The organism is Mesorhizobium sp. M0954, assembly GCF_040319155.1.
GTDB lineage: Bacteria > Pseudomonadota > Alphaproteobacteria > Rhizobiales > Rhizobiaceae > Mesorhizobium.
The window spans coordinates 219,116-231,632 of record NZ_JAMYNR010000006.1 but is presented as its reverse complement, the minus strand read 5'-3'; the positions used below and the strand labels follow the sequence as shown (position 1 = coordinate 231,632).

Here is a 12,517-nt window from a genome sequence, read left to right as displayed (position 1 = left end):
GCTCAGCGCTCACCAGCGGCAGCGCGTGAATCAGTCACTATCATATCGCACATCGAGGAGAACCAAAGAATCGATGCTCGTGGGTCAATACTTTGTTTGTCGGCCGTTAGAGTTCGGCGATTTGTTCAGTACGACTGATTTTCGCAGTGTTTCAAAGGACGCGGAGGTTACACTATATGCACGCAACGAACGCTTCTCGAAGTCGAAGGATCAACTACTATCGTGCTTCCGCCGTCGTCTTTCGTAGGTGCTCATCAACGATTGGAGCGATCGAGTCTCCAGCCCTCGCGGGGAGCAGGCGGCAGACTGCTACGGCCAGCAGCAGCCCCGTCATCACGTCGACTATATGATGCTGGTGCACCAATACTGTCGACACGATGATCGCAGCTAGCCACAGCCCCCACGCGGCGCGCACCACCCACCGGCGCGCTGCGGTTTGGAGACTGAGTATGCATAACGACGCGTAGGCAACGTGCAGCGAGGGCACCAGGTTATGCGGGCCATCGGCCTGGAACAGCCAACTGAAAATCACGCGGTATACGCCCTCCGATGGCACGGTGCGTTCGAAGCCCAAGTGCGCTGGTAGCGCTAAGAAGATGACGCTGCTCGCGACGGTGGCAGCCAGCATGCGGCGACCCAATACCGGTAAATCGGCTGCGCGCATTACCAGCGGCGGCATAAGGAACAGCAGATTGATGGACAGATACGCCCAAATCCAAATCGGCACGAACGGGGCTGCCCTCTCCGCGTCAAGGTACAGCCCGAATGTGGTCACGCGCATGCTTGTGAGCCAGTTGACCAGAGGATACAGCGTACCGAACGCCAGTAGGTTTAGTAAAGCCCAGCGTCCGTAGATTTGCCAGCGTGTCACTGAGCCGAAGTCGGTCATGTGTACGGGTCCTGCGCCAGTCGCTGCAGCGTCGAGGCCAGTTCGCGCAGTGTCGGGTTGTCGAGAAAGCGGCATAGCTCCGTTTCGAACAGCTCGGCGGCGAGGCCTGGGCAGTACACGCGGGCGGCCTCCTCAATGAGCGTGACAATCTGCAGAGAGTCAAACCCTAGGTCCACGAGCGAGTCGTCAGGCTTTGCACCTCCCACAGCGCCGTCGGTGGCCGAGCATGCAAGCGCGATTAGGCCGGAAAGGATATCGTCGTCAAGATCCGTCGTGGCGTGCTCGCCGGCGGCCGCGCGGACTCGCAAAATGTCGCGACGCTCACGAGCGACGAGGTCGAGCACTCCGGCGGGCAATCCCATCGGCGGCGTCCCTGACGCGTATTGGGTGGCGTCGGTCTCCCGCACGGACGCGTCGGCCGCACGCACGCGCGTGAGGCACGCCCGCCATGCGAGAATGCGGAAGCTATGGCCCCCGGGCTTTTCGAGGGGTTCGCAGGTCGACTCCAGGAAAGCCAGCGCCGGTGTGTTGCGCGCAGTCAACTCAATGGCCAGGACGATATCATCGCAGTTCGCACGCACGGCTAGTTCGCCCAATTGTGCCAAAACCTGATGTTCCACGCCGCGGCCCAACACGCGGCAACTGAGCATCCAGGTGTCGACGTGCAGGCTGGATTTCTCCACGCGCAACACGAGCGCCCCGGTAAGCCCGTAGTCGCCAAAGCGATCCGTCACGTGCACGGCGAGACACTGCGCGCCTAGACTCCGGAAATGTGCTGCGGTCTGCGCCTTTGGCACCAGATTGAACTGGTTGGTGCGGCGGCTCAATTCCGCCACGCGCTCCCACTCGCCGTCCTTGGGCGACTCGATCGTCACCCGCAGTTGCATCGAATCTAGGAAGGCCTGGAAGTCTTCGCTCTGCGCCCTCAATGCCTCGCGCTCGCCTTCCTGACGATATAGTCGCGTGCGATCCGACGCTTCCGCGCGCACCGCAGGCGCCAGTGCCCAGAGGTGCTCAAGCCAAGCAGGGATTTGAGCCAAGTCTTGGGGCAGGAGCAGCACCTGGACACCTGGGCAATGCGCCTGCACCTCGGCGCACTCGACCGGGTTGTCGTCGATGAACACGACGCTGTCCAAGCCCAACCGTAGGTCAGCGGCAAGCGCGCGCACGTTGTCGGACTTGCGTTGCCAGTCGATGCGGCAAGCGGCCACGTGTTCCGGCCGCAACAGCATGTCGGGATTTTGCGCGAAGACGGCGTCGACGTCGGTAGGCTCGTTGCGGCTGGCAAGGCACACCAGTCGTCCGGTCTTCACCTGTGCGACGAGCCAGGCCTGCAGCTCACGATGCGAGTCTGTCACCTCGACGCCGAGCGGCCCCTGTTCCGCGCACACGCCACGCCACAGGGTGTTGTCGCAGTCAACCACGATTACCTTTAGGGGCGGAAGCACCACATCGACGACCGTTCGAGCCACTCCGCTCGCGAGTGCGGCGTAGCGGTCACGGGTAAAGGGGATGTGGCCCAGCGCGTCGGACAATGGGGCCATATCCTGCGCAACCGGATACCAGCGGCGCACATCTGTGTCGGCCAGCAGGCGCAGTCCCTCGATGGCTGCGAGGCGCATCTCGAAGTCGCGCTGGAGCGCCCCGAGCACTGGATTACCGCGCCCGCGCTCCGACAGCGGCGCGAGCCACGCGACTAGCGGTGCTTCGCCACGCGCCGCTTTGCGCGCGAGACCATCGAGCAGCACATCGATGTTGGCATGCAACGCGTCGTCACGATCGGCAAATCGCCGCATGTCCTCCAGCCGCAACAGGACCACATTGACCCCGTCGCGGTTGCCGCTAAACACAGAGTTCGGATCGGCGAGCGCCTGCAGGACTTGGCCGTATGGCGAGAAAGCGGGTGCGAGAGGCACGCCGAAGACAGCCATCCATGAAGCGAGCACGCCCGCAAGCGGCTCGGCGACGAAGGTAGCGGCGATGGCGATCCGTGGACCGACACCTGGCAGCGCAGGCCGGCTCCTATGCGCAACCACGCCGCGTTCGAGTTCGGCGCAGACCGCATCTAGCAGCGCGTGGAGCCGGCCGTGATCGCCGGCTGCCGCCGGGCACGACGCCGCCAGTTCAAGCGCGTCGTCATGCTGTAACGTGAGCAGGTTGAGTCCGGCGCCGGGCGTGTCGAACGGAAGGAATGCGACATCCGTCGGCAGTTGACCGTCGAAGGCGAACGCGGCCTGCGAAACGCGCGCAAGATTGGAGCTCACCGCGCTGAAAAAATGGCGGCCATGGCGCGCCTGCCAGCGCTGGACGACGCCGAGTACGCGGCCCGTCGCGCGCTCTGGCAGCCACCGGAGCGCCGCGGTCGCGTGCGCTACGCCGAACTGCTCGTGGCGACTTAGCGCGCCCAGCACGTGGCGCCAGCAGGTAGAGGCGTCCCAGCCGGATTCGAAATCGAGGAAGAGCGGGTTACTCAGGTTCGCAGTCGTGCGCAGGGCCGTGTTGGTCAGGCGCAGGTCAACCGGGATCATTAACCGGCACGTGCCGCCCGTGGATGCTTGCGCAAGCGCGGCCGCGATGCGCGCGGTAGGCGAGTCAACCCGGCCGCGCACCTGGCGCAGAGCCTGAACATAGCCGGCTGCGGCGGACGGCGCACCGGCGGGCGAAGACCACATTGGCGGCAGCGAGGGGAGCGGGCGGCAATGCGGCGAGGCCTTCAACAGCGACCAGTCGTCCAGAAAGCCGCTCGAGCCGAGCAGGGGCTCGCCACGCAGCGCGCGGAACAAGTCCTGCGCGAAGTGCAGCAGCCCCGCCGCGTCCATTGACACGTGCGAGGCACGCAGCACCAGGCCTGCGCCGGGCCACCGCAGCACCTCGACGGGCGGGGCGCCGGTCGGCGCGAGGCGGCGTTGCAGCGCCGCATGCTGCAGCGAAAATGGCGTGTCGGCGTCGATGCTGACGATGCGTGGCATGCCACCTTCGTCCAGCCACCAACGGCCACTTAACTGCTGGCGTGACGCCGGGTTGGCCTCGACACACGCCGTCAGCGCCCGCTCCAGCGCCCTGACCTGCGGCAGGGCCCGCAGCGCGATACGCAATTGGATCGCGAACGGCGGCAGCTCGGACTCCAGGCAGCGGTACAGCCATTCAGTCGGCGTGCAGCGGCGCAGGCGCCTCATGGTGCTGGGGCTCCTTGCTCGTAGGCGATGCGCCGGCGCTTATGTGTCCAAGGCAAGTCCTGCCACGCCACGCGCGCGAGCGTCGGCAGGCGCAGTCCGAGGCGATCGGCCAAGGCCTGTAGTGCGTTCGCCACCGCGTCGTAGGCGGCGTCGGACCTCTCGGAGCAACTTATGAACAGCAACGCGCCCCGCTGAGAAAGGCGAAAGTCGCCCGGAACTGCAGCTAGGAGAAGCGCATGGCGGACGATGTCCGGGAACACGGGCTTGGTGCTACCGTCTCGCGCATCCTCGAACCAGAGTATATCGTCGCAGCGCCCCTCGATGCGCTCCAGCGCCATACTATGTCTCCCGCACTCGCACGGCGCAGCTCGCACGCGCAGCACGTCCTCCAGCCGGTAGCGCACGATTGGCTGCGTGCGGCGTGAGAAGTCGGTTATAACGGGGCAAAAGCGCGTGCGTTCGGCGTCCAGCCAATCGGGTTCGACGTGTACGAACTCCTCGTTGAGGTGCAGTACACCGCGTTCGCAGGTGTAACCGATAAAGCCCTCGGTGCACTGGTACAACTGGTGTACAGGCTGCGCGAAGGCCTGCGTGATGGCGCGCTCGTCGTCGGGCTCAAGCACCTCGGCCACCGAGATCACCTTGGTAGGCGCGATCCTCAATAGGCCTGCGGCCCGCTGCGACGCGAGCCACGCGAGGACGCGCGCCGGCGCGACGAGCAGGTCGGGCTCAAAATCGTTCAGCGTGTTAACGTGCGGCTCGACGCCCGCAATCAGATCAAAGAAGCGGAACGAAATGCGGCCCGACTTCAGGGTCTCATAAAGGTTGCTGTTGGCGCGGAGGAAGAACGCGATGCGCAGCGGCGGGCGCCACGGCGTCAGAAGGCGCCGGAATTGTACCGGCGTCAGCGCTCGGCCGATCATCACACCAGCCCACATCGCGCGCTCGCGGGCTGAAACCAAGAATACGCCGCGCGGTCCGCTCGTGCCGCTGGACAGGCCTACGGTGACGTCGCCGATGGTCGGCGAGAAGTCGCGCGAGCGCTCGGCCTTGGTGGCGACGGACAGCGCCTGTTCCAGTGCGATGCCGCCCATGTTTGCCGCCGCGAAGTTGTCCATCACGAGTTGCTTCGACATCGTCGGCCACGCCTCCAGCGGCTCGCCGACGTGCGGCGCATACAGCGGCACTTGAGATAGAACACGGCGCTCGAAGCGAGCGAGTTGCAACGACTGCCACCGCAACAGCCGCGACCGCGACGCGAAGTGTAACCCCCACCGCGTGCGCACCAGATGCCACGCGAGGATGGCCAACTCACACGACGACGGGGAGGACGAGCGCACGAGCGGTCTCCTGGCAGTGCGAGGGCACCAGCAGAATCTCTGGATGATCAGTCGATAGCGCCTGCAGCTTCTCGAAGATGCGCTGGTAGCTGGCTCTGTCCGCAAAGACACGCTGCGCGAGCCATGTGGGCGGCCTCGACTCGCGCAGAGCCTTTAATGACCAGCAGGCGTCCGCCAACAGAAACATGGCGCGGCCGTCGGTGCGCCGCAGCAACACCCCGAACTGATCGTGCGCGTGGCCGTGCAGCGGGATTGCTAGCAGGCTGGCGTCGCCGAGGATGTCGAAACCGTGTCCGAGGGGCCACAACTCGTGGGGAAGTTCCACGCGGGGCAGGCCCTCGATGAAGCGGGTGCGATCCTTAAAGTCGGGCGGCAGCAACGCCGGCAGGAAGCCTTGAGAGAGCGCACGCAAACGCGACATCCTATCAAGGTGCAAAAATGCCGCATGTGAGGCCACCAGAGTCGCGCGCGGGAAGTCGCGCAGTCCGCCGATGTGGTCTGCATGGAAGTGCGAGATGACGACGCCGTCAATGTCTTGCGGCCGCAGCCCGCGCGTGGCGAGTTGCGCCACCAGGCGCTCGACCTCTGGCAGAGCAATGGGCGTGACCCAACGGTATAAGCGCTCGGGAAATGGTTGTGTAGCCGCGTGGAAGTGCTCGCCATAGCCGGTGTCGAACAGCCAGTTGCCGAAGGTGGGATGCCGGATCAGTGCGCACATCGCGGGAAATATGATGGGCCGCAGCGAGCCGCCGCGCAAAGTCACGCATTCAGGATGACGGCAGAAGCCGACCTGCAACATCTCGATGGCCACTGGGCTCAACATGACCATCCTTGCGATCGCGCGCGCATCCACGCCGCGGTGAGCGCAATGCCATCGTCGAGATCGACGCGCGGCACGTAGCCCAGGCGTGTGCGCGCGTGCCGCAGGTCTAGAGTAAGCGAGAACGCTACGGTGCCGAGGCTGTAGCGAGTAATAGGCGGCTCCCATCCACGCGCGATACGTCCCGCGAACTCGCACGCACGCGCGAATGCGAGCCCCGCAGTCAGCGGCACGTGGCGCGGCCGCCAGGGTTGGCCGAAAGTGTGCGCGAGTTCGGAGAAGAGGTCGGCGGCGCGGCGCGGTTGGCCGTTGCTGACATTGAAGGTCTCGCCGATGGGGTTGGGCAGCGCTAAGGCCAACTCGATTGCGTCGACCACGTTGTCTACGTGCGTGAGGTCAATCAGCGCATCGCCGCCGTTAAATAGCGGAAAGCGGTCACGTCGCAACAGGCGCAGTAGGCGCGGCAGCAGCGTCTCGTCCCACGCACCGAAGATGCCGCGTGGGCGCAGGATAACCGACGGCACACGTGCCGCACGCACCAAGCGTTCCGCCTCACCCTTCGTGGCCGCGTAGTCGTTGACGGGCGGCGGCAGGGGCTCATCCTCGCACACTGCGAGGCAGTCGCGGAACTGGAAGTAAAGGCTCGGCGTGGATATGTAAACCAGCCGCGCAACGCCGTTCGTCTGCATGGTGGCCAGCACTTCCTCGGTTGACCGCACGTTTGCTTTACGGAAGTCGGCGCGCCGGCCCCAAGGCGACGACAGTCCGGCGCAATGCACGATCGCGTCCGCGCCAGCGGCCGCCCGCTTCAATGTCGCCGTGGCGTTGTTCGAGCCATGTGACAGTGCAGCAAATGCGACGGGCTGCGATGCGCGCGACATCACCTCGCGCGCTTTACCCGCGTCACGTCCGCTGAAGACGACGTCGTGACCGGCGTCCGCGAGGCGCCAAACGAGATGCCGGCCGAGGAAACCGGTGCCGCCAGTGACGATCACGCGCATATCAGTAGGTTAGCACAATCCCGCCCAACGTGACACCTGCCCCCGATCCGATCAGTAGCATGTCGTCGCCGCGCTGAACGCGGTTGGAGCTAATCGCGCGATGAAGCGCTGTTGGCAGGGAGGCGCCCACCTGATTGGCGAACTCATCGAACACGTCCAGCACCTTTTCCTCGGGAACACGCAGGCGCGAGCGCAAATGGTCCATGGCGAGCCGGCTCGCCTGGTGCGGCACGACCGCGGCGATATCGTTCAGCGTGCGCTCAGAATCCCGCAGCAAATCACTTACGAAGCCCTCCATCACGCCAGCCACCAAGCGAAACACAGCCTTGCCGTCCATCGAGAATTTAGCGAGAGAACTGTACGACGCCTGGTCGACGCGTTCCGGATGGAAACGCGTGCCACCGGCCGGGACCTCGCAGTAGCGCACGCCTTGCGAAAACGTCCGAAACCCGGAGGCAAGGATACACGAGGCCTCGTCCGGCGCAGACCTACGCAACACCGCTGCAGCCGCACCGTCTCCGAAATTCCCGCACTCATGAAGCCTTTTCCAGTTCAGGCCGAAGGTTGCAATGTCAGCCGACACGAGAACCACGGTGCGATAACGGTCATTATGGAGCAAATGGCCAACGACATCGAGGCCGGATAGGAACGACATGCAACTCGCACCGATATCGAAAGATGCAATGGGATGGTCGCGCAACCCGAGTTCGGCATGCACCAGCGCAGCGTTGTATGGCAAGCTTTGATCCATCGTCGCGTTTGCGGCTACTAGCAAGTCAATGTCTTGCCAACGCAGGCCGCTCGCAACCAAGGCTTGCTCGCAAGCGCTCGCCGCGAGGCCAGCAGCTGTCTCGTTGGTGCTCAAATAGCGGAATCGCGCTGCGCCGTTTGCTGCCAACGTGCCTGGCGGCAAGCCAAGTCGTTTGTCTAGTGCCTCGCGCGTGACGCCTTCGGCTGGAACTGCGGCGCCGGTCCCTATGATCCTGACGCTCGTCCTCATTCTTGCTCCTTGTTGGTAGCCATCTCACGGCGGCCCGCAGAGACGGTGCTGAAAAAGATTTGAAACGATAAAGTAGACTGGCAGCTTGTCCGACTGAATTTAGAAAGTGGTGCCGTTCGCTCAAGCAACTCCGAGCCGAATGACGCTATGCTTACAAGGCGATGTCAATTTGTTGATCGAGGGCGGTTTGTCCGGACGGCTTTGCGGCGAGCGAATTGTAGCCATCGACCTTGCGCAACGATCTGCCCCGACGCCCAGCACGGCCTCGCGGGGGTTCCGCCGACGGTAGGACGCTCTGCATTTTGATCCTGGGCATGAACTCTACGTGCAGGCGCTCGATGGGTTTGGTGGTGAGAACCCAGCGCCATGGTTCGGGCGGGAAGTGCATGAAGTTGAATAGTCGCGGCCTTCCCCAAAACTGCCGCGACGGCGCGGTACTTGAGCCGACATTTGCGGATGAAGGCCTTGCGCGGGGTACGATGCGACATGATGGAAAAAACCTAGCCGAACAGTTTGTATAGCATGACAAACATCAACGGATTAATTACAGAAAATGCTATAAACTGAACTATAGTACCAACTAGTGTCACGTACCTAGTCATTTGCGATTGCCCCGGAATGTACTTCGTGAGAGCCACCTTCCATAGTCTTGAAGTTACCCTCTCTCCAAACGGCATCCACAGATCCAACCAAACGTCCACTTCGTCCAAATTGTGTAGATTATGGCGGTGATGTCCGAGATGACGTTTCGTTGAAGCGACGCCTAATTTTTCTAGTACCGTAAACGTCCAATATACTAATGGGTTATAAAAATTCTTTCTATTAGAGACCGGGTTATGATACCATTCATGAATAGTTGCTTGAAGCAATTGCGCTAAGCATTGCGTGGAAACAAAAGCAATACCAAGAATCGGATCAATTAGAAAAAGAAAAAGAGAGATCAGTGGGAGCAAAACGAAGAAACCAATGAAGGCTCCATCGAAGACGATTCGTGGATCCATAAAGTATGCCAGTCGAGTTTCAAGCCATTTTTGGTGATATATTCTGATATTTCGATAGTGATGGATAAAGGAATTGTGGCATATCACCCCCATATCCTTCTCAGGCAATTCTATAAAACTTGCATGTAATTTGCTGTGCACCGTCAAGAATGCTATATTATTGACTATGTAGCACACAGGAAGGATGGCAACAAAAAAAACTGGATTAGCGTAAAAACAATACAGCGTTCCGACAAAAGCCGAACATACGATCAATATATACAAAATCAGGCATACTGCTCGTCGCGTGCCCAAAAGTGAGTAGGGGGCAACCACCTTGTCATCAACAATATGGTCGCGGCTGCACTCAACCTCGATTGGGCTGTGAGCGCCCTTGACGCCCAAACTGTTCAGACCAGCTTGCGATCCGCGATATGAACGCATGAGCCTCCGCCTTTCTATTACTCTGAGGCATCTCAAGATGCTGTCAGAAACTCATGTGAAGCATATCCGTAGAATAAATGGTTTTGGCAGATTATTAAAGTGTCCTGCTCTATTCGTGAGTCAGTTTGTTACTTGGCTGCTGTGGGCTTGCGTGACCACGAAGACGCGGTGTCTCACAAGTCACCGGAGCAAAGGCCCGATGATTAGTAAGACAGCGAAGCAACCAATCACGGAAGCCCCAACGCACGGCACCGCTCCGACCCAGCCTCGTCGGCCTGCGGCACTTCCTAGCAACGCGCCCACCGCAATCCAAACCGCGGCTATCGAGGTTAGAAGCAGGAGGAAGCCGAGCAGGTATAGAGGCCAGACCTCGTACCCTGCCCCGAAAGGTACGACTACGAGCGCGAAGACGACCGCCTTCGGGTTCAGCAGCGTGGTAATGAAGAGCTGATATGGGGTCACCAGCGCTCCCCTCTTTGGGAAACTCCCATGAAGGCGCCAAAGACGCAGAGCTAGCAGCAGCAGATAGACGCCAACTGCAATACGCAATGTAGCGGCTAGCAGAGGTGCTTTCGTAACTGCTGGACCCAGCACAAGTCCGATGACGAGAATGGAGACGGTGTACCCGCCCGCCTCCGCCGGGATTAGCAGAAGTGAGCGCTTTAGCCCAGCCGTAGCACCTGCGGTAGCCAGCAGGGTATTTGTCGGGCCTGGCGTGCTGAGGATTGCCAGTACAGCCAACGTAAAAAGGATAGGACTAGCCATGCGGTCTTGATCCCCCAGTCGATGGCCACAATCCCTCCAGACCTTCGCCAACCCGACATTATTTTTCCTATGTAGAAGAACGGATGATAGTAACATCCTAAGCGAGTCGCAATGGGGCTACCTAATACGGTCACGGCTGGGAAGTCAGGTTAACGCGCGTTTTGGAATTGACGCTGGTTTGTGATTCGGTCGGGCCTCTGATTCGAGGAGGCGGCGATGGGTCAACATTTGAGCGATCTGATTGATTTTGAGCTTGCCCGTTCGCGGGTTGCGATCTTACTGGATCACTTTTCCGATCTCGGCGACGATCGTGAACCCGAGCGGGTCATGTACCCGTTGTCGGAAGTTCTGTTTCTGGTGACCTGCGCCACCATTTGTTCCTGCGACGATTTTGATGAAATCGTTGCCTGGGGCGAGCACCATCTGCCTTTCCTACGAAGATTTTCAGAGTTTCACTTCGGCATTCCCTGCGAGCGCTGGCTGCGCATTTTGGTCAACCGGGTCGATCCGGTTCTGTTCGGCAAATGCTTCGATGACTGGATTGGCGCCTTGTGGCCGGATCGCCATGACCTCATCGCCATCGATGGCAAGACCGCCCGGCGTACGCACGACCGGCGCAAGGGCCTGAAAGCGCAGCACACGATCAGCGCCTACGCGACAGGCGCCCGGCTGGTTCTGGCGCAGACGCATGTTCCCGAAAAGACAAATGAAATCACCGCCATTCCCGATCTTGTCGACGAATTGGCCGCAAAAGGCGTCCTCAAGGGCGCGCTGGTCACCATCGACGCCATGGGCTGCCAGGCCGCGATTGCCGACACCATCACCGGCCATGGCGCGGACTTCCTGTTCACCCTCAAGAGCAACCATCCCGCGCTCGAGGCTGAGGTCGAGAGCTATTTCAAAACCGCGCCCGCCGAGGAAACGACCACTGTGACCGGTGTCGAAAAGGGACATGGCCGCATCGAAACCCGGATCGTCACCGCATCGTCCTGTGTCGACTGGATCGTCAGCGAGCGCAGCTTTCCGGGCCAGACAAAGTTTACATCCATCAAGACCATCATCAAGGTCGTGCGCCGGACCGAGTTTCACGACCGCTGCACGCTGACCACCCATTTCTGCATCTCTTCCGCGCCCAAGGACACCGCCCGCCTCGCCGAAGCTCTTCGCAGTCACTGGGCGGTGGAGAGTATGCACTGGATCCTCGATGTTGCGTTCAAGGACGACCTGTCCCGCTACCGCACCGGCAACGGCGCCAAGAACATGGCCATCATCCGACGCTTCGCCCTCAACCTCGTGCGCGCCAACAAATCCAAGGGCAGCATCAAAACAAAAGAAAATCAGCAAGTTGGGATACCAGCTATCTGCAGGAAATCCTCAACATCAACCCGCGTTAACCTCGATTCCCTGCCGTACTAATACGGTGTTTTGCCCCATCCGGTTTGTTGCTTGTATTACGGACAGCAGGCCAGCGTTCTCTTGGCCACGCCGCACTGACCAAGTTGGTGAGAGTGCAACCGGACAAAATAACTACGACGTCGGCTTTCCGTCGGTCTGCAGATCGCGGATACACCGGCGACGGTTCTCGCAGGATAGGTCGACAACTCTGTTTGACGGTATCCCAGGGAACCGGTCGGTTACCCTGTTGCAGGAACGAAAATGGAAGAGAAGGAGAACTTTCGTGTGCAGTTCTTGCACACGTCCTTCCATAACTGCCTGATTTTAGTTATCTATCTGGCCCATCCATCATGGGACGGTGACGGAGGATACGCTGCACGCAGTCCAGTAGGTTGGGCTGGCTAGCGGAGGGCTGCCATGGACAGTCAGATTAAATCAACTGCGGTGTAGAGCCGCTCTCCTGCTGGCGATCCTTCACCAGAATCAAAGCTCCATCTTCGCCAAACTACGCCAGAGCTTGCGAGCGATTGGTGAGCAGCCTTCGCACAATCGCTGGTGTGTCTGAGGCTAACTTATTGAAATTATTGGCGCACCCGACAGGATTCGAACCTGTGACCTCTGCCTTCGGAGGGCAGCGCTCTATCCAGCTGAGCTACGGGTGCCTTCAGGATCGGTGGTCCCAAAAACGAACCAGCCGGTAAACCGGC

7 protein-coding genes, 1 tRNA gene and 1 pseudogene are annotated in these 12,517 nt (G+C 60.9%); 1 reads left to right on the top strand and 8 read right to left on the bottom strand.

From position 1 onward, the window contains the following. Positions 1-217: 217 nt before the first annotated feature. The 7 genes from NKH93_RS10925 to NKH93_RS10895 all read right to left on the bottom strand — a co-directional run bounded on the left by NKH93_RS10925 (position 218) and on the right by NKH93_RS10895 (position 9,650). Entirely contained in the window at positions 218-889 is a 672-nt protein-coding gene (locus tag NKH93_RS10925; RefSeq protein WP_352970268.1) for a phosphatase PAP2 family protein, read from the bottom strand. Next, a complete protein-coding gene (locus tag NKH93_RS10920; RefSeq protein ID WP_352970266.1) occupies positions 886-4,065 on the bottom strand; it encodes an HAD-IIIC family phosphatase in 3,180 nt (1,059 codons plus the stop codon). The genes NKH93_RS10925 and NKH93_RS10920 overlap by 4 nt, the downstream gene beginning before the upstream one ends. Further along, a complete protein-coding gene (locus tag NKH93_RS10915; RefSeq protein WP_352970264.1) occupies positions 4,062-5,405 on the bottom strand; it encodes a F390 synthetase-related protein in 1,344 nt (447 codons plus the stop codon). The genes NKH93_RS10920 and NKH93_RS10915 overlap by 4 nt, the downstream gene beginning before the upstream one ends. Next, on the bottom strand, positions 5,377-6,216 hold the full coding sequence (locus tag NKH93_RS10910) for an MBL fold metallo-hydrolase (protein ID WP_352970262.1): 840 nt from the start codon (positions 6,214-6,216) through the stop codon (positions 5,377-5,379). Before NKH93_RS10910 ends, NKH93_RS10915 begins: the two co-directional genes overlap by 29 nt. A gap of 5 nt (positions 6,217-6,221) precedes the next feature. After that, on the bottom strand, positions 6,222-7,220 hold the full coding sequence (locus NKH93_RS10905) for an NAD-dependent epimerase/dehydratase family protein (RefSeq protein ID WP_352970260.1): 999 nt from the start codon (positions 7,218-7,220) through the stop codon (positions 6,222-6,224). Between the two features lie 7 nt (positions 7,221-7,227). Further along, positions 7,228-8,226, bottom strand: a complete 999-nt coding sequence (locus NKH93_RS10900) for a 3-oxoacyl-[acyl-carrier-protein] synthase III C-terminal domain-containing protein (RefSeq protein WP_352970258.1) — start codon at positions 8,224-8,226, stop codon at positions 7,228-7,230. A 500-nt stretch (positions 8,227-8,726) separates the two neighbouring features. After that, positions 8,727-9,650, bottom strand: a complete 924-nt coding sequence (locus NKH93_RS10895) for a hypothetical protein (protein ID WP_352970255.1) — start codon at positions 9,648-9,650, stop codon at positions 8,727-8,729. A gap of 993 nt (positions 9,651-10,643) precedes the next feature. On the opposite strand from NKH93_RS10895, the pseudogene NKH93_RS10890 reads away from it, so the two are divergent. Continuing rightward, positions 10,644-11,809 (top strand): annotated as a pseudogene (locus tag NKH93_RS10890) (ISAs1 family transposase). Between the two features lie 586 nt (positions 11,810-12,395). On the opposite strand, the gene NKH93_RS10885 reads toward NKH93_RS10890, so the two are convergent. Further along, positions 12,396-12,472: transfer RNA gene (locus NKH93_RS10885), tRNA-Arg, on the bottom strand. Positions 12,473-12,517: the final 45 nt, after the last annotated feature.

What these genes read in the sequence shown, in the direction of transcription:
- NKH93_RS10925 (WP_352970268.1), bottom strand. Translation starts at nt 889, where the DNA reads ATGACCGACTTCGGCTCAGTGACACGCTGGCAAATCTACGGACGCTGG.
- NKH93_RS10920 (WP_352970266.1), bottom strand. Translation starts at nt 4,065, where the DNA reads ATGAGGCGCCTGCGCCGCTGCACGCCGACTGAATGGCTGTACCGCTGC.
- NKH93_RS10900 (WP_352970258.1), bottom strand. Translation starts at nt 8,226, where the DNA reads ATGAGGACGAGCGTCAGGATCATAGGGACCGGCGCCGCAGTTCCAGCC.
- NKH93_RS10895 (WP_352970255.1), bottom strand. Translation starts at nt 9,650, where the DNA reads ATGCGTTCATATCGCGGATCGCAAGCTGGTCTGAACAGTTTGGGCGTC.